Here is a 17,066-nt window from a genome sequence, read left to right on the forward strand (position 1 = left end):
CGTTGATTCCATGGCTACGAGCACTAAGTCGACCGGTCGTGCGCGCAGCACGCCTGCGTCAGGCGGCACCGCGCGCAAGCCGGCGAACAAAACAGCAACCGCGAAGACCGTGAAGTTTCCGGCTGCAGAGCCGAAACCGGCCCTGTTGGTGCGCATCTGGATGGCGCTGGCACACCTCGCCGGCGGCGCTGCGCGCGCCCTCGGACCCGAGAAGCTGCAGAAAGACGAGCGCCGCGACGGCCTGCCCTTCTTCCTCGTGCTCCTGTCGATCTTCGGCGCTGTGATCGAATGGTTCCTCATCAACAACGAGGTCGCCCAGAACCTCGACGCCTACACCTTCGGCGGACTCTTCGGCCGGGTCGCCTTCGCCCTGCCCGTGATCATGCTGATCTTCGCGATCTGGCTGTTCCGCAAACCCAGTTCGGTGCACGACAACGGGCGCATCGGCATCGGTCTCTCCCTGCTGCTTGTCTCTGTCTCCGGGCTCTGCCACATCTTCGGCGGCCAGCCGGAACCCAGCGACGGCATGAATATGCTCGCGGCGGCCGGCGGCGTCATCGGCTGGATGGTTGCTGCCCCGCTGATTCTGCTCACCACCTCGATCGGTGCAACGGCCATCGTCATCCTGTTGCTGGTGCTCAGCCTCTTCATCATCACCAAGACCCCGCCGAACAAGATCGGTGAACGCGCCCGCGAACTCTATGCGTGGCTGTTTGGCGCCCAACTGCCCGACGCCGACGAGCGTCAGGCGGCGAAGGCGGCCAAACTCGAGAAGACCGCTCAGATCGAACTCGACGGCATCGATGGCGACGGCGACGAAGACCCGAACGCCCTGCCGTGGTGGCGCCGCAACACGAGCAAGCGCGAAGAAGACCCCGATTTCGGGGGTGCCATGGTGACCGATCCGGATGCCGGCGGTCACGACGCCGACCCGATGAGCGTTCTGCTCGGCGGCGGCGCCGGAGACTCCCGCGGCGGCTTCGACAGCGCGCTTGAACCCGAGACCCCGCGGGTTCCGCACACCCCGCACCCGGTCGAACCGGACTACGCCGGCACCGAGGTGCTCAACGTTCTGGGCGACCTGACCAAGGCAGAGGCCGCAGTCAAGAGCCTCGTTCCCGACACCGCGGTGCATAACCCGGCGATCGGCCTGCACTCCGACGACGAGTCAGAACTCACCGACGAGCTTCCTGGTTTCGAGTCTCTCGACGACCCCGACGGCGAGGGGATGCGCCAGCTGGTGTCGTCATCGCAACCGATGGCCCCCTACCAACTGCCGAACGCTGCCACCCTCGTGGCCGGCCCCCCGGCCAAGGCCAGGTCAGAGGCGAACGACGACATCGTCAAGTCGATCACCGAGGTGCTGCGCCAGTTCAACGTCGACGCCAAGGTCACCGGATTCTCCCGCGGTCCGACCGTCACCCAGTACGAGATCGAGCTCGGCCCGGGCGTCAAGGTCGAACGCGTCACCGCGCTCAGCAAGAACCTCTCCTACGCGGTCGCCTCGAACGAGGTGCGCATCCTCTCGCCGATCCCCGGCAAGAGCGCCATCGGCATCGAGATTCCGAACACCGACCGTGAGATCGTCACCCTCGGCGATGTGCTGCGCTCCGGTGCCGCCACGAACAGCTCGCACCCGATGACCATCGGTGTCGGCAAAGACGTCGGCGGCGGTTATGTGGTCGCCAACCTCGCAAAAATGCCCCACCTCCTGGTGGCCGGTTCCACTGGTTCGGGTAAGTCCAGCTTCGTGAACTCGATGATCACGAGCCTGCTGATGCGCGCTCAGCCGAGCGAGGTGCGCATGGTGCTGATCGACCCCAAGCGGGTCGAGCTCGCGCCCTATGCCGGCGTCCCGCACCTCATCACGCCTATCATCACCAACCCGAAGAAGGCGGCCGAAGCGCTCGCCTGGGTGGTCAAAGAGATGGACATGCGGTACGACGACCTGGCCAGCTTCGGCTTCCGCCACATCGACGACTTCAACAAGGCCGTCGTCGGCAACGAGATCGTGTTGCCGCAGGGGAGCGAGCGCACGCTCAAGCCCTACCCCTACCTTCTCGTCGTCGTCGACGAGCTCGCCGACCTCATGATGGTCGCCCCGCGCGACGTCGAAGACTCGATCGTGCGCATCACCCAGCTGGCCCGCGCATCCGGAATTCACTTGGTGCTCGCCACCCAGCGCCCCAGCGTCGACGTCGTCACCGGTCTGATCAAGGCCAACGTTCCGTCGCGTCTCGCCTTCGCCGTGACCAGCGTCACGGACTCCCGGGTCATCCTCGACCAGCCGGGCGCCGACAAGCTGATCGGGCAGGGCGACGCCCTCTTCCTGCCGATGGGTGCGTCGAAGGCCGTGCGCGTGCAGGGTGCCTGGGTCAACGAGGCCGAGATCGAGAAGGTCGTCGCTCACGTCACCCGTCAGGCCCGGCCCGAGTACCGGGCGGATGTCGCGGTGAGCGCCGCGAAGAAGGAGATCGACTCCGACATCGGCGACGACCTCGAGCTGTTGCTCGCGGCGGCGGAGCTCATCGTGTCGACCCAGTTCGGCTCGACCTCGATGCTGCAGCGCAAGTTGCGCGTCGGATTCGCCAAGGCGGGCCGCCTGATGGACCTGCTCGAATCCCGCGAAATCGTTGGCCCGTCCGAGGGCTCGAAGGCTCGCGACGTGCTCGTCAACGCCGAGCAGTTGCCCGCCGTGCTGGCGCGTCTGCGCGGGTCCGACGCCGAGCAGCACGCCCTGGCCACCCCGGCCGCTGCACCGCCCGAGGCGCCGGATCCCCGGTACGCCGAAGACCCGGTCTCCCGCATGTCGGAGGGCTATCCTGAAGTAGAGGTCTCCGACGACGAGGATGCCTGGAACTTGACCGACAGGGACTGATTTCGATGGCTTCACCCAACGTCCCGGCTGCGGTTCCCAGCAACTGGAACCTCCCCAACCTCATCACGGTTGTTCGCATTCTGCTCGCCCCATTGTTCATGTGGATGCTGCTGGCCGACAACGGAGAAGACGGCCCGCTGCGCTGGTGGGCGGCCGGCCTCTTCATCGTGGCGATCGCCACTGACGGCATCGACGGTGCCATCGCCCGGCGCCAGGGACTGGTCACCGATCTCGGCAAGCTGCTTGACCCGATCGCCGACAAGGTGCTCACGGGCGGAGCATTAGTGTGCCTCTCCATCCTCGGCGAGCTGTGGTGGTGGGTCACCATCGTCATCCTGGTGCGCGAAGTCGGCATCACCGTGTTCCGCTTCGTCATGCTCCGCGACCGGGTCATCCCGGCCTCCCGCGGCGGCAAGCTCAAGACCCTCCTGCAAGCGGTCGCCATCTCGCTCTACCTCCTGCCGCTCTGGCTCGTGTTCGGCGAGTGGGTGCACTACCTCAACGCCGTCGTGATGGCTGCTGCCCTGGTCGTCACCGTTGTCACCGGCATCGACTACCTGCTGGCCGCCCGACGCGAGAACCGGTCACGACGCGATGCCTAAGCACTCAGGGGGGAGCGCGGGCCCCGCTGCGCCGCGTGGCCTCGGTGCGACGTCGGGAGGTGCGACGGCGGCTGGCGCCACTGCGGCTAACGCGACTGCCCTTGACGAGACGGCGGAGCTGATTGCAAGCCTCACCGCCCGACACCTCACCATCGGTGTCGCCGAGTCCCTGACCGGCGGACTCCTGACGGCCGAACTCATCCGCATCCCTGGCGCATCCGTCGTGGTCAACGGCGGAATCGTGGCCTACAACACCGAACTCAAACGCACCCTGCTCGGTGTCGACGGCGGCTTGCTCGCCGTGCACGGAGCGGTGCATGCGGATGTCGCCATTCAGATGGCGGTCGGCGTGCGCACCGCGGTCGCCATCGGCGGAGTCCGCGCCAATATCGGCGTGTCCACCACCGGCGTCGCCGGGCCCGACCCCCAAGACGGGCAGGCTCCGGGAACCGTGTTCATCGGTGTCTCCTCAGATAACGGATCGCTCGCTATCCCGGTGCAACTTGCCGGGGACAGGACTACGATTCGAGCAGAAACAGTGACCGCGGCAATCGAAGCTGTGCGTCAGCTGATAGCCCCAGAAGGGCTGGAATAGTTCCCGTAATGTCCCGGTTACAGACAGCACATTCACAAACAAAGCCCAGTCATCGTGAGTAGTGTCATAGTGTCGGATGTACGTAGTAATGTTGAACATCCGCCACATGAACCTCCGTGTTTGAGTGGCAAGAGAAGGAGGTTCCGATGATTCTTGTTCGTCAGGAAATCGGCGATGTGCTCAGGGACTTCCGCCTGCAAAAAGGTCGTACCCTGCGTCAGGTCGCGAGTAAAGCAAGTGTGGCCCTTGGCTACTTGAGCGAGGTCGAACGCGGTCAGAAAGAAGCCTCTTCGGAGATTCTGGCCTCTGTTGCAGATGCGCTCGACACCCCCATCTCGGTCATCATGCGTGAGGTTGGCGACCGTCTGGCCGTAATCGAGGGAATCGACAGGTTTCCCGACACCGTGCCCGACGAGTTGGTTGCTCACTTCGATGCCGGCATGATGGTGCGCTAGGCACCCGCCCGCACAATGCGTTTGAGCGAATTTCGCCGTGCCGTCAGCGATGAATTCGGTGACGGCTACGGCCGTGTAGTCACGAATGATCTGGTCTTGACCCCGCTCGGCGGGCGTACGGCCGAGCAAGCCCTCTCCGGAGGGGTTCCCGCACGCGACGTGTGGTTGGCGCTCTGCGCCGAAACGGATGTCCCCGAGAGCCGTTGGTACGGCGTCGGGCGTCCGGTCGTCGCGAAATAGTCGCGCCAAATAGTCGTCGTGAAATAGACGCGCAGTGGTCGCGTTCGTCGGCCTGCCCCACGGGCAGGGATTCGAGCGTGTCCAGTTTTCCACTTCGACACGCCGGGCTGCTCTCGAATACGTGTTCGGGTTTTGATAGGCTCCTCAACAGCAGCTATCGGTGACGAACCGTCCACGGTGTGCGGGGCTTTCTGACCAATGTCAGAGGCTCGGCGTACTGTCGATTTTGTCAACGACAGACTGCACTTGCCTTGTCGAGACAGTGCTGTGGGGCCCTCCCCGCTCACAGATCCGACAGCCTATAGGCGACCGACGCACGACAATAAGGAGCCCGACATGCCCTCAGCAGCAGACCGCGAAAAAGCACTTGAAACTGCACTCGCCCAGATCGACCGCCAGTTCGGCAAGGGCTCAGTCATGCGCCTCGGCAGCGATGAGCGTGCGCCCGTTGAGACGATCTCAACCGGGTCGATCGCATTGGATGTCGCGCTCGGTATTGGCGGGCTGCCGCGTGGGCGCATCGTCGAGATCTACGGCCCGGAGTCGTCGGGTAAGACCACGCTCACCCTGCACGCCATTGCCAACGCACAGAAGAACGGCGGCATCGCCGCCTTCATCGACGCCGAGCACGCGCTCGACCCCGAATACGCCAAGAAGCTCGGCGTCGACATCGACGCGCTTCTCGTCTCCCAGCCCGACACCGGTGAGCAGGCGCTTGAGATCGCCGACATGCTCGTGCGAAGCGGCTCGATCGACCTGATCGTGATCGACTCCGTCGCCGCCCTCGTGCCGCGCGCTGAAATCGAAGGCGAGATGGGTGACACCCACGTCGGCCTCCAGGCCCGACTGATGTCACAGGCACTCCGCAAGCTGACCGGTGGCCTGAGCCAGACCAACACCACGATGATCTTCATCAACCAGCTGCGCGAGAAGATCGGTGTGTTCTTCGGAAGCCCCGAGACCACCGCCGGCGGCAAGGCACTCAAGTTCTACGCCTCGGTGCGCCTCGACATCCGTCGCATCGAAACGCTGAAAGACGGCACCGAAGCAGTCGGTAACCGTACCCGAGTCAAGGTTGTCAAGAACAAGATGGCACCGCCCTTCAAGCAGGCCGAGTTCGACATCATCTACGGCATCGGGATCTCCCGCGAGGGCAGCCTGATCGACTTCGGCGTCGAGCACCTGATCGTCAAGAAGTCGGGCGCCTGGTACACCTACGAGGGCGACCAGCTGGGTCAGGGTAAAGAGAACTCCCGCAACTTCCTGCTCAAGAACCCGGACATCGCCAACGAGATCGAGACCAAGATCTTGACCAAGCTCGGCATCGGCCCGGAAGGCATTGCAGCGAAGGCTGCTGCGGCTAAGGAAGCAGCCGCCGCTGCAGCAGCGGCCAAGGCTGCCGGTGCTCCCGAGGCCGCACCCGCCAAGGCCCCGGCGCGCAAGAGCGCGTAGCGCGCGTCGCAACCGCGCAACAACGCAGTACCGAGAAGGAAGGTCACGGGCATGGTTCATTTCGAACCCGCAGATGACACGGCAAAGAAAACCACTCTGGCGCCCGTGACCTACCTCCCCGGCGTGTTTCCCGGTGAGGCTCCGGTACGCACCCCGCGCGCGACACCGGGTTGGCACGTTGAGCCGGGCTCGGCCGCCGCGAACGATGCGGATGGCAGAGATGCCGAGCCGGCTTTCGACGACTCCTCTGATGACGGTGCCGACGAGGCCGACGGTGATCTGTTCGACGACGAAGCTGCCGTCGAGGAGATTGACCCGGCTGAAGTGCGCGAACAGGCGGAGCACCTCCTGCTTCGCAAACTGCGCAGCCGCTCCCTCTCGGTGAAGGAAGCCGGCGCTGTTTTGGCCGGCACCGACATCGACGCGGGGGAGTCCGAGGAGATCATCGACCGGTTCCGTGAGCTGCACTACATCGATGAAGACCGGCTCGCCGACCAGATCGTGCACAGCCACCATGAGCGCAAAGGCCTCGGCCGATCCGGCGTCGAAGCCGAGATGCGTCGCCGCGGGATCGATCCGATGCTGATCCTCACCAAGCTGGAGGAGCTTCCCGACGACGAAGCAGAGCGCGCCGGCGAACTCGCGATCAAACGCATCCGGCAACTTGATCGCCTCGACGATCAGACAATTGACCGTCGGCTGACCGGTTTTCTGCTGCGCAAGGGCTACAGCTCGGCGGCGGTTCGCGCCGCCGTGAAAGCGGCGATGGCCTCGCGAAGTGGCAGCGGTAAGACCTCGGGCGTTCGGTTCAGGTAGTGAACGTAAACTAGATCACACTATGAGCAGTGAGACTTTGGCACGCCCCACCCTGATCGCCCCTTCGAGCGCGGCGGTTGACGCAGACGGCAAGGCCCGCACCTACGAGGTGCGCACCTTCGGCTGCCAGATGAACGTGCACGACTCCGAGCGGCTAACCGGGTCTCTCGAGGCCGCCGGCTACGTTTCGGCTAACGGCGAAGAAGCCGACGTCGTCGTGATCAACACCTGCGCCGTGCGTGAGAACGCCGACAACAAGCTCTACGGCAACCTCGGCTACCTCGCCTCGGTCAAGCGCCGCCACGAGGGGATGCAGATCGCCGTCGGCGGTTGCCTCGCCCAGAAAGACAAGAACGTCATCCTCGAGAAGGCCCCGTGGGTCGACGTCGTCTTCGGTACCCACAACATGGGCTCGCTCCCGAGCTTGCTGGAGCGTGCCCGTCACAACGGTGAAGCTCAGCTGGAGATTCTCGACTCTCTCGAAACCTTCCCGTCGACGCTGCCGACCAAGCGCGACTCGAGCTACAGCGGATGGGTCTCCATCTCGGTCGGCTGCAACAACACCTGCACCTTCTGCATCGTGCCTGCTCTCCGCGGCAAGGAGAAAGACCGTCGCCCGGGCGAGGTTCTGGCCGAAATCCAGGCACTCGTCGACGACGGCGCGATCGAGGTCACGCTGCTCGGTCAGAACGTCAACTCCTACGGTGTCGAGTTCGGCGACCGCCTGGCGTTCGGCAAGCTGCTGCGGGCGGCCGGAAAGATTCCCGGCCTCGAACGCATCCGTTTCACCAGCCCGCACCCCGCCGCCTTCACCGATGACGTGATTGACGCGATGGCCGAGACGCCGGCCGTGATGCCGCAGCTGCACATGCCGCTGCAGTCGGGCTCCGATGCCATTCTCAAGTCGATGCGTCGCTCCTACCGATCAACGAAATTCCTCGGCATTCTCGAACGGGTGCGCGCCCAGATTCCTCACGCCGCGATCAGCACGGACATCATCGTGGGCTTCCCCGGCGAAACCGAAGAAGACTTCCAAGCGACTCTGCGCGTCGTCGAAGAAGCCCGCTTCGCCACGGCGTTCACGTTCCAGTACTCGATTCGCCCGGGCACACCGGCCGCAACGATGCCCGACCAGATTCCGAAAGAGGTCGTGCAGGAGCGCTACGAACGTCTCGCTGAGCTGACGAACCGCATTGCTTGGGAAGAGAACCAGGCGGTGATCGGCCGTGAGGTCGAGCTGCTCGTCGCCAACGGCGAGGGCCGCAAAGACGCCGACACACACCGCATGAGTGGTCGCGCCCCTGACAGTCGTTTGGTGCACTTCGATGTTCCGGCGGGCTCCGAGGTTCCGCGCCCGGGCGACATGGTGACCGTTGTCGTCACCGAGGCGGCCCCGTTCCACCTCATCGCCGATTCGACCGACGGCGCCCCGCTGCGGGTGCGCCGCACCATCTCCGGCGATGCCTGGGACCGCATGCAGGCCGAGTCTTGTGGCGTGCCGACGACCGCCGATGCCTCCGGTGCTCCGCGCGCTGCCGGCCCGGTGTCGCTCGGGTTCCCGTCGCTGCGCCTGCAGGGCGGCGCCACGACCATCCCGATTTACACTGTCGACGATTCCGAACGCTGAGTTGATTGTCGCGATCGTCGGTCCCACGGGAACCGGCAAGTCCGAACTGTCGCTCGACCTCGCCGAACGGCTGATCGATCGTGGTCAGCCGGCCGAGATCGTCAACGCCGACGCCATGCAGCTCTATCGGGGCATGGATGTCGGCACGGCGAAGCTCTCGGTTGACGAACGCCGTGGCATCCCGCATCACCTTCTCGACGTGCTCGAGGTCACCGATGAGGCGACCGTTGCCAACTACCAGCGGGATGCCCGGGGTGCGATCGATGAGATCCTCGCGCGCGGCGCCGTGCCGATTCTTGTCGGCGGTTCCGGTCTCTACGTGTCTTCGGTCGTCTTCGACTTCAAGTTTCCGGGCACCGACCCCGAACTGCGCGCGCGGCTGGAGGCCGAGCTGCTGACCGACGGCCCTGGCCTGCTCTACGCCCGGCTCAAGGAGATCGACCCGGTCGCCGCCTCCCGGATCGGTTCCAGCAACGGGCGCCGTCTGGTGCGTGCACTTGAGGTGATTGCGATTACCGGCGAGCCGCACGCGGCGGCGTTGCCCGACGAACCCATCTATTGGCGTCCGACCTGCACGCTCGGGCTCACGGCCGAGCGGGCCGAACTGACGCCGCGTCTCGACAAGCGGGTGCTCGGGATGTGGGAGAGCGGGCTTCTCGCGGAGGTTGAGCAGTTGATCCCCGCCGGCCTGGAACGCGGTGTCACGGCCAGCCGTGCGATCGGCTACGCCCAGGCGCTTGGTCAGCTGCACGGCACGCTGACCGAAGCGGAAGCGATTGAGCAGACCCAACAGCTCACCCGCCGCTATGCACGCCGCCAGGTGAGCTGGTTCAAACGCGGTGTCGACACCCGATGGATCGCGTCGACGGCCACCGACCGCGTTGAGCAGGCGCTACAGCTCGTCGACCAGAGCCGGGTCAGAGCCGCCATCTCAGGCAGAGCAGCCACCTAAACTGGATCAATGGGTACTGATCTGCACTTCACCAAAGGCCAAGGAACCGGCAACGACTTCGTGCTGTTCGCCGATCCGGAAGGTGAGAACGAGCTCAGCCCCGAACAGATTCGTGCCGTTTGCGACCGCAAGTTCGGTGTGGGTGGCGATGGTCTGATCCGTGCCGTGAAGTCGAACCGGCTCGACGCCGGAGCGGCCGCACTGGCTGAAGACAGCGCCGCCGAGTGGTTCATGGACTACTGGAACGCCGACGGAACCATTTCCGAGATGTGCGGCAACGGCATCCGTGTCTACGCTCGCTTCCTGATCGACCAGGGTCTCGTCGCCCTGGAACCGGGCGACACCCTCGCCGTCGGCACCCGCGCCGGTGTGCGTGACGTGCAGCGCAACCGCACGGGCTTCCAGGTCGACCTCGGGCGCTGGACACTCGACGGCGGCGAACCGCTCGTACGTGCCCGCAATCTCTCGGTCGCGCGGCCGGGTCTCGGCATTAATGTCGGAAACCCGCACGTGGTCGTCGCCCTCGCCGACGACGCCGAACTCGACGCGGCAGACCTCAGCTACATTCCTCAGCTCGATCCCGAACCCGTCGCCGGCGCGAACGTCGAATTCGTGGTCCCGGGCGACCCGCTCGTCATCGACGGTGTCGGTCACATCCGCATGCGAGTGCACGAGCGCGGCAGCGGCGAAACCCTGTCGTGCGGCACCGGCGCGGCCGCGGCAGCATTGGCCACCCGGCACTGGGCCGGTGCAGGAGCCCCGAACCAGTGGCGCGTCGAGGTGCCCGGTGGGGTGCTCGGCGTGCGGATGTTCCCGACCGAGGATGGCGAGCACGTCTCGCTCTCTGGTCCGGCGGAGCTCGTCTTCGACGGGGTGCTCGGCCTGGGCTAGCCCTCGGCCTCGGCGGTCGAGCCTGTCGAGACCGTGTCCTCCGACAAGGTTGGCGCTACGTAACCTTGCCAAAATTAGGAGCGGAGAGGCGTGTCGCGCGAAAAACAGGCCCAAAAGGGCCGCGACACACCTCCGCTCCTAATTTTGGTACCGGGGCTCAACGGGTTCGACCCGCGGGGCTGCGTCGGCTCACAGGCTGTGCGCGCTGGTCAGTGGCGCCAGAAGAACATGATCTCGAGCGTGGCTTGCGCAGCCCCCGTGAAGCGTTCAGGAAACTGAGCGAAAAGGTCACGGATGCGAGACACAAGCGTGGCGATGGGCGAGCCGGGAGCGTCGTCGTCCATGGTCGCGGTCTAGGTGGGAGCCACCTCGGCCACCGGATACCTGGGCTGCTGCCCGGTACCCAATTCAGGAACGGAGAGGCGTGTCGCGTGAAAAACCGGCCCAAAAGGGCCGCGACACACCTCCGCTCCTGAATTCGGTACCCGAGGCTCGTCCGGATTGATCAGGGGCCCTCAGGTCGAGAACGGGGCGAAGTGGAACGGGGAGCGCTAAGTGCTAAGTGCTACGCGCCCCGGTTCACCCTCAGCACACGGAAACCCTTGCTCGTGGTCGCCCGCGACACGGTGTACTCGTCGCTCAGCTCCTCGTCGAGCCACCGGTGCAGCGAGTCGGAGCCGAGGTTTTTCTGCACGACGAGCCAGGCATCCGATCCGGGCTGCAGCCGCGGCAGCCAGGTCGTCATCAGGTTGTGCAACTCGTTCTTGCCGACCCGAATCGGTGGGTTCGACCAGATCGTGCGAAAAGTGAGGTCGGCCGGAACTTCCTTCGGCAGAACCGCGGTCACGTTGGTGAGTCCGAGTGCTGCGGCGTTGCGCCGCACGAGGTCGAGGGCGCGCTCGTTGACGTCGACAGCCCAGATGCGGGCGTCGGGGGAGGTCAACGCGAGGTGCAGGCTGATCGGCCCCCACCCGCATCCGATGTCAAGAAAATCGCCGTCGCTCGGGGGCGGGGGAGCGTTGTTCAGCAGAACCTGTGTGCCAGTATCGATGTGTTCCGGGCTGAAAACAGCGTTGGCCGTCGTCACCGTGTACTCACGGCCGGCGAGTTGCACAGAGATCTGCCGCAATTTGAGTTCGCTATCGGATGCAGACGAGAAATAGTGCTCTGGTGCCATAGTAGGAAACTATCGGAGTTCGAGGAACTAGGGTTAAAGCGATGACTGAATCCACTGCCCCACACGACGACGACGACGTAGTTGCGCGGGTGTTGGCCAGCGCTGACTCCCGGGCTTCCGGCTACTCGCTTTTCACCAGCGGAACCGCGCAGGCTCTGCAGGCCGACTCTGCCGACGGCGGATACGACGGCGAGCAGCTGGAGCGCGCCGACCGCAATGCGTTGCGGCGGGTTCCGGGACTCTCCACCGAACTTGAAGACGTCACAGAGGTCGAGTATCGCCAGCTGCGTCTCGAGAACGTCATTCTGATCGGTGTCTACACGCAGGGCACGATCGACGACGCCGAGAACTCCATGCGCGAGCTCGCCGCCCTTGCGGAGACGGCCGGAGCGACAGTGCTCGACGGCCTGATGCAGCGCCGGGCGAAGCCCGATCCCAGCACCTATTTCGGTAAGGGAAAGGTGCAGGAGCTCGCCGCGATTGTGCAGGCGATGGGCGCCGACACCGTGATCGCCGACACCGAGCTGGCGCCGAGCCAGCGACGCGCGCTCGAAGACGCGGTCAAGGTGAAGGTCATCGACCGCACCGCCGTCATCCTCGATATTTTCAGCCAGCACGCGAAGAGCCGGGAGGGCAAGGCGCAGGTCGAACTCGCCCAGCTCCAGTATCTGATGCCACGCCTCCGCGGCTGGGGCGACTCGATGTCCCGCCAGGCCGGTGGCCAGGTGGGTGGCACCGGAGCCGGTATGGGTTCCCGTGGCCCCGGTGAGACGAAGATCGAGCTGGACCGTCGTCGCATCCACACGCGCATGTCGAAGCTGCGCAAGCAGATGGTCGAGATGAAGCCGGCCCGTGAGGCCAAGCGGGCCAACCGCAAGCGCAACGCCGTGCCATCCGTTGCCATCGTCGGCTACACCAACGCCGGCAAATCGAGCCTGCTCAACCGCATCACCAATGCCGGAGTGCTGGTCGAGAATTCACTGTTCGCGACACTGGATGCGACGGTGCGCAAATCGACGACGGCTGACGGCCGCCTGTACACGCTCACCGACACCGTCGGATTTGTGCGCAACCTGCCCCACCAGCTGGTCGAGGCCTTCCGCTCGACGCTCGAAGAAGTTGCCGACTCCGACGTCATCGTGCACGTCGTCGACGGCTCGCACCCCGACCCCGCCAGCCAGCTCGCCACCGTGCGCGACGTCATCGGCGAGGTGGGGGCCCGCGAGATCCCTGAGATCGTGGTGTTCAACAAGAGCGACCTGGTCAGCGAAGACGACCGGCTGCTGCTGCGCGGCCTCGAACCGCGGGCGATCTTCGTGTCGGCCCGCAGCGGCGAAGGCATCGACGAGGTGCTCGCGGCGATCGCCGACCTCATCCCCACCCCGCAGGTCGAACTCGACCTGCTGATCCCCTACGAGCGTGGTGACCTGATCTCCGCCCTGCACCAGCACGGGCGGGTTCTCTCGACCGCATACGCCGAGACTGGAACCGAGGTCAAGGCGATGGTGAACCCCGACATTGCGCCGCAGTTTGCGGAATTCCGGGTCGTTCCCGCCGTCACCGCGTAACTTTCACGGGCTGACGTGGCGGCCTCGACGGGCCGTTACGTCAGCCGAGCGTGCACCCGAGCGTGCACCCGAGCGTGCACCTGAGCGCGCGTACCTGAGCACCGTCGACCCGACCGATGCGGCCACTGCGAGGGGCTGAGTCGCCGCCGACCCGCGACGGCGGCGACAACACGAATTGTGGCGACCGCGTGAAATATTCGGTCACAGTCGCAGCGCTCGGCGCTGCGTTTCTGACCTCCATTCGACGACCGCGTGAAACATTCGGTCACACTCATTTGGATCGGCTTTTCGGTTGTTAGAGTCGCTGCAATCGTTGCCGACCAGACCACTCTGATCGGCATGGAGCGACAGCCGAGCCCGGCACCCGCCCGCGACAAATCGCCAGCCCTGTGTTGGCGGTCCGCGGCTGCCCGGCTGCGGCAGCACCTATGCCAAATGAGGTTTCATGACTACGACGAAGGACCCAGACTGTCCTCGCCGCGTTCCGGTGTCGTTTGAGCTGTATCCGCCTCGAACGGATGCCGCAGCGACAGCACTGCACAGCACCATCGACAGGCTGGCTGCGGCCCGGCCCGAATTCATCTCGGTGACCTACGGGGCAAACGGATCGTCTCGCACCTCCTCCCTCGACGTGCTGAGTTACATCCTGCAGGCCACTGGCGTCGAGCCGATGGCACACCTCACCTGTGTCGGTTCCTCGCATGCCGAAGCCAACTACCTCATCCGTGAGTTTCTGGATGCCGGTGTGCGCAGCTTTCTGGCGCTGCGCGGGGACGCTCCGGAGGGCACACCGGAGGGGGAAGTGTTCCTCGGCGATTTGAAGAGCGCGGGGGAGCTCGTGCAGCTCATCCACCGCGTGCAGGCCGAGCGCGTGCCGTATCGCGAGGGCGTCATCCCCGGCCTGCCCGGCGCGCGGTCCGTCAGTTCGGAGCGCGACAAGGTGCGCGTCGCCGTCGCCGCGTTCCCCAACGGCCATCCCCGCTCCCGCTCGACCTCTCAGGACATCGACACACTCCTGGCCAAGCAGGCTGCCGGAGCGAACCTCGCGATCACTCAGCTGTTCTTCCACGCCGACCACTACTTGAGTTTCATCCAGCGGGCCAAGCAGGCGGGCGTCGAGTTCCCGATTCTGCCCGGCATCATGCCGGTCACCAGCCCCGCACGCCTCACCCGTATCCTGCAGCTGTCCGGCGAAGAGCTGCCCTCCGAGCTCTCGATCCAGCTTGAGATCGAGCCGACCGAGCAAGGCCAGCGCGAGATCGGCATCAGCCATGCGGCCAATCTGGCCCAGGAGCTCCTGGCCGGCGGGGCCCCGGGCCTGCACCTCTATGCGTTCAACCAGCACCGCACCGTGCTCTCGGTGCTCGACCGGGCCGGGGCACTCCCCGCCGACTACCAACCATTCGACAGCCAATCCACCGCAGTATCTGCCCTCACAGTCAAGGAACGAGCATGACAACCACTCCCGCATTCCCGACCGGCACCATCCTCGGTTACCCACGTATCGGTCGTCGCCGCGAGCTGAAGAAGGCCGTCGAAGCCTTCTGGGCCGGGCGCATCGATGAGGCTGAGCTGGAGGCCACCTCCGCCGGGCTCCGCGACGCCACCCGCGCGCGCCTCGTCGCTTTGGGTCTCGGCCAGGCCGACTCGTCGATCCCCGAGTCGTTCTCGTACTACGACCAGGTGCTGGATGCCGCGGTCACCGTTGGCGCCGTCCCCTCCCGGTTTTCCGCGCTCGTCGACTCAGACGGCCGGATCGACCTGGCCGGCTACTTCACGCTGGCGCGCGGCGAGGGCGACAACCTGCCGCTCGAAATGACGAAGTGGTTCGACTCGAACTACCACTACCTCGTGCCGGAAATCGGGCCGGAGACGAACTTCGTTCTCGCCAGCGACCGAATCGTGCGGGAATTCACGGAGGCCAAGGCCGCCGGCTACCTCACGAGGCCCGTCATCGTCGGCCCGGTCACGCTCCTCGCACTCAGCAAGCCCAGCGATGAGGCGCCGGCGGGCTTCGTGCCGCTGTCACGCCTCGACGACGTGCTGCCGGTCTACGCCACCCTGCTGCAGCGTCTCGCCGAGGCCGGCGCCGAATGGGTGCAGCTCGACGAGCCTGCCCTCGTCAGCGAGAGCATCGAGGTGCCGCGCGCCGAGCTTCTCGCCGCCGCCGAGCGTGCCTATGCCGTTCTCGGAACGCTCGAGCCGCGCCCCGCGATCTTCCTCGCCGCGCCCTATGGCAGCCTCGACGACGCTCTGCCGGTGCTGGCCGCGTCGCCCGTCGAAGCCATCGGCCTCGACCTCGTGCGCGGATCAGTGCCGAATGCCGTTCCCGGCCTGGCCGACAAGGTGCTCGTCGCCGGCGTGATCGACGGTCACAACATCTGGCGTGGCGACCTCGCCGCGGCCTTCGACACCGTCGGCGCCGTGGCGAAGCTCAGCCCGCGCGTGGCCGTGTCGACGTCGACGTCGCTGCTGCACGTGCCCCACGACGTGCAGGACGAATCCTCACTCGGCGACGATCTGACCAGCTGGCTCGCCTTCGCTGACCAGAAGGTGAATCAGGTGGCAACCCTGGCCCACGGCCTGACCGAAGGCAAATCGGCCATCCAGGCCGAACTCGAGGCGGCATCCGCTGCACTGGCCGCCCGGCTGGCTGCACCGGGTGTTCGCGACGGCGCCGTACGCGCCCGCACTGCCGGTCTGACCGAGGCCGACTTCAACCGGGGTGACTACGCCGCTCGCGCGGCCGCCCAGGAGGAGGCACTGGGCCTGCCGTTCTTGCCGACGACGACCATCGGTTCGTTCCCGCAGACCGGTGAGATCCGACGCGCCCGCGCCCAGCTGGGCAAGGGCGAGCTGACGGCCGACGAGTACACCGCGCTGATGCGCGCCGAGATCGCTCGCGTCGTCGACCTGCAGCACGAACTCGGACTCGACGTCCTCGTTCACGGCGAGCCAGAGCGCAACGACATGGTGCAGTACTTCGCCGAGAACCTCGACGGCTTCGCCGTCACCGAGAACGGATGGGTGCAGTCCTACGGCAGCCGGTGCACGCGCCCGTCGATCCTCTGGGGAGACGTGTCCCGACCGAAGCCGATCACCGTCGATTGGTCGGTCTACACGCAGTCGCTGACCGAGAAGCCCGTCAAGGGGATGTTGACCGGTCCGGTCACGATCCTGGCCTGGTCCTTCGTGCGTGACGACCAGCCGCTCGGTGAGACAGCTCGCCAGGTGGCGCTGGCCCTGCGCGACGAGATCGGCGACCTGGAGTCGGCGGGCATCACGATCGTTCAGGTCGATGAGCCGGCGCTGCGCGAGCTGCTTCCGCTCAAGAAGAAGGATCAGGCCGACTACCTGGACTGGTCGGTCGGGTCGTTCAAGCTGGCCACCGCCGGCGTCGCGGAGGTCACCCAGATCCACACCCACCTCTGCTACTCGGAGTTCGGCGTTGTGATCGAGGCGATTCGCAATCTCGATGCCGACGTGACGAGCATCGAAGCGGCCCGCTCGCGCATGGAGGTCGTCAGCGACATCCAGTCCAGCGGCTTCGATCACGGAATCGGCCCGGGCGTCTACGACATCCACTCGCCGCGTGTGCCGAGCGTCACCGAGGTGACCGAGTTGATCGAGCGGGCCCTGGAGTCGATTCCGGGGCGTCAGGTCTGGATCAACCCGGACTGCGGTCTCAAGACCCGTGGGTACGACGAGACGATCGAATCCCTGGCCAATATCGTGGAGGCCACGCAGATCGTGCGGGCGCGCGTGGAGGCCCCTGTTCGCTAGCTAGTTCTCTCGCGAAACTGCAATTGTCGG

General features: G+C 65.6%; 15 protein-coding genes. 13 read left to right on the forward strand and 2 right to left on the reverse strand.

The window, feature by feature from the left end; translation table 11 throughout:
- Positions 1-10 precede the first annotated feature (10 nt).
- The 10 genes from AC1DCF_RS11445 to dapF all read left to right on the forward strand — a co-directional run bounded on the left by AC1DCF_RS11445 (position 11) and on the right by dapF (position 10,508).
- Positions 11-2,878, forward strand: coding sequence for an FtsK/SpoIIIE family DNA translocase (locus AC1DCF_RS11445; protein WP_477211129.1), 2,868 nt, complete (start codon positions 11-13; stop codon positions 2,876-2,878).
- A gap of 5 nt (positions 2,879-2,883) precedes the next feature.
- Complete coding sequence (pgsA, locus tag AC1DCF_RS11450) at positions 2,884-3,480, forward strand: CDP-diacylglycerol--glycerol-3-phosphate 3-phosphatidyltransferase (RefSeq protein ID WP_441789966.1); 597 nt, start codon at positions 2,884-2,886, stop codon at positions 3,478-3,480.
- Positions 3,473-4,075, forward strand: a complete 603-nt coding sequence (locus tag AC1DCF_RS11455) for a CinA family protein (RefSeq protein WP_477211130.1) — start codon at positions 3,473-3,475, stop codon at positions 4,073-4,075. Before pgsA ends, AC1DCF_RS11455 begins: the two co-directional genes overlap by 8 nt.
- A 146-nt stretch (positions 4,076-4,221) precedes the next feature.
- On the forward strand, positions 4,222-4,530 hold the full coding sequence (locus AC1DCF_RS11460; RefSeq protein WP_345069144.1) for a helix-turn-helix domain-containing protein: 309 nt from the start codon (positions 4,222-4,224) through the stop codon (positions 4,528-4,530).
- 15 nt (positions 4,531-4,545) lie between these two features.
- Entirely contained in the window at positions 4,546-4,770 is a 225-nt protein-coding gene (locus AC1DCF_RS11465; protein ID WP_441789964.1) for a DUF3046 domain-containing protein, read from the forward strand.
- A gap of 336 nt (positions 4,771-5,106) precedes the next feature.
- Positions 5,107-6,222, forward strand: a complete 1,116-nt coding sequence (gene recA / locus AC1DCF_RS11470; RefSeq protein WP_345069140.1) for a recombinase RecA — start codon at positions 5,107-5,109, stop codon at positions 6,220-6,222.
- A 51-nt stretch (positions 6,223-6,273) separates the two neighbouring features.
- Positions 6,274-7,038, forward strand: coding sequence for a regulatory protein RecX (locus AC1DCF_RS11475; RefSeq protein WP_477211131.1), 765 nt, complete (start codon positions 6,274-6,276; stop codon positions 7,036-7,038).
- 22 nt (positions 7,039-7,060) lie between these two features.
- Positions 7,061-8,665 carry a tRNA (N6-isopentenyl adenosine(37)-C2)-methylthiotransferase MiaB gene (gene miaB, locus AC1DCF_RS11480; RefSeq protein WP_477211132.1) on the forward strand — a complete coding sequence of 535 codons (1,605 nt, stop codon included), beginning with the start codon at positions 7,061-7,063 and terminating at the stop codon, positions 8,663-8,665.
- A 1-nt stretch (position 8,666) separates the two neighbouring features.
- On the forward strand, positions 8,667-9,617 hold the full coding sequence (miaA, locus tag AC1DCF_RS11485; protein WP_477211133.1) for a tRNA (adenosine(37)-N6)-dimethylallyltransferase MiaA: 951 nt from the start codon (positions 8,667-8,669) through the stop codon (positions 9,615-9,617).
- Positions 9,618-9,626: 9 nt separating this feature from the next.
- A complete protein-coding gene (gene dapF / locus AC1DCF_RS11490) occupies positions 9,627-10,508 on the forward strand; it encodes a diaminopimelate epimerase (protein WP_441789961.1) in 882 nt (293 codons plus the stop codon).
- A 209-nt stretch (positions 10,509-10,717) separates the two neighbouring features.
- On the opposite strand, the gene AC1DCF_RS11495 is transcribed toward dapF, so the two are convergent.
- Together AC1DCF_RS11495 and AC1DCF_RS11500 are read right to left on the reverse strand one after the other, a co-directional pair.
- Positions 10,718-10,852, reverse strand: coding sequence for a hypothetical protein (locus AC1DCF_RS11495; RefSeq protein WP_477211134.1), 135 nt, complete (start codon positions 10,850-10,852; stop codon positions 10,718-10,720).
- Between the two features lie 221 nt (positions 10,853-11,073).
- The gene (locus tag AC1DCF_RS11500) at positions 11,074-11,685 is read right to left on the reverse strand and encodes a class I SAM-dependent methyltransferase (protein ID WP_477211135.1); all 612 of its coding nucleotides are present in this window, start codon (positions 11,683-11,685) and stop codon (positions 11,074-11,076) included.
- Between the two features lie 41 nt (positions 11,686-11,726).
- Between AC1DCF_RS11500 and hflX the strand changes: the two genes are divergently transcribed.
- From hflX to metE, 3 genes are all read left to right on the forward strand, one after another.
- Positions 11,727-13,253, forward strand: a complete 1,527-nt coding sequence (hflX, locus tag AC1DCF_RS11505; protein ID WP_441789958.1) for a GTPase HflX — start codon at positions 11,727-11,729, stop codon at positions 13,251-13,253.
- A 445-nt stretch (positions 13,254-13,698) separates the two neighbouring features.
- Positions 13,699-14,709: a methylenetetrahydrofolate reductase gene (locus AC1DCF_RS11510; protein WP_477211136.1), complete on the forward strand. Its 1,011-nt coding sequence runs from the start codon at positions 13,699-13,701 to the stop codon at positions 14,707-14,709.
- On the forward strand, positions 14,706-17,036 hold the full coding sequence (gene metE, locus AC1DCF_RS11515) for a 5-methyltetrahydropteroyltriglutamate--homocysteine S-methyltransferase (RefSeq protein WP_477211137.1): 2,331 nt from the start codon (positions 14,706-14,708) through the stop codon (positions 17,034-17,036). Before AC1DCF_RS11510 ends, metE begins: the two co-directional genes overlap by 4 nt.
- The last annotated feature ends 30 nt before the right edge of the window (positions 17,037-17,066 follow it).

Source organism: Leifsonia sp. 10L418, assembly GCF_056395445.1.

Bases quoted from the DNA above. Each gene is read 5' to 3' on its own strand.
- dapF (WP_441789961.1), top strand. From the start codon at position 9,627: ATGGGTACTGATCTGCACTTCACCAAAGGCCAAGGAACCGGCAACGAC.
- AC1DCF_RS11465 (WP_441789964.1), top strand. From the start codon at position 4,546: ATGCGTTTGAGCGAATTTCGCCGTGCCGTCAGCGATGAATTCGGTGAC.
- recA (WP_345069140.1), top strand. From the start codon at position 5,107: ATGCCCTCAGCAGCAGACCGCGAAAAAGCACTTGAAACTGCACTCGCC.
- AC1DCF_RS11495 (WP_477211134.1), bottom strand. From the start codon at position 10,852: ATGGACGACGACGCTCCCGGCTCGCCCATCGCCACGCTTGTGTCTCGC.
- hflX (WP_441789958.1), top strand. From the start codon at position 11,727: ATGACTGAATCCACTGCCCCACACGACGACGACGACGTAGTTGCGCGG.
- metE (WP_477211137.1), top strand. From the start codon at position 14,706: ATGACAACCACTCCCGCATTCCCGACCGGCACCATCCTCGGTTACCCA.
- AC1DCF_RS11460 (WP_345069144.1), top strand. From the start codon at position 4,222: ATGATTCTTGTTCGTCAGGAAATCGGCGATGTGCTCAGGGACTTCCGC.
- AC1DCF_RS11475 (WP_477211131.1), top strand. From the start codon at position 6,274: ATGGTTCATTTCGAACCCGCAGATGACACGGCAAAGAAAACCACTCTG.
- AC1DCF_RS11500 (WP_477211135.1), bottom strand. From the start codon at position 11,685: ATGGCACCAGAGCACTATTTCTCGTCTGCATCCGATAGCGAACTCAAA.
- AC1DCF_RS11455 (WP_477211130.1), top strand. From the start codon at position 3,473: ATGCCTAAGCACTCAGGGGGGAGCGCGGGCCCCGCTGCGCCGCGTGGC.
- AC1DCF_RS11510 (WP_477211136.1), top strand. From the start codon at position 13,699: ATGACTACGACGAAGGACCCAGACTGTCCTCGCCGCGTTCCGGTGTCG.
- miaB (WP_477211132.1), top strand. From the start codon at position 7,061: ATGAGCAGTGAGACTTTGGCACGCCCCACCCTGATCGCCCCTTCGAGC.
- AC1DCF_RS11445 (WP_477211129.1), top strand. From the start codon at position 11: ATGGCTACGAGCACTAAGTCGACCGGTCGTGCGCGCAGCACGCCTGCG.
- pgsA (WP_441789966.1), top strand. From the start codon at position 2,884: ATGGCTTCACCCAACGTCCCGGCTGCGGTTCCCAGCAACTGGAACCTC.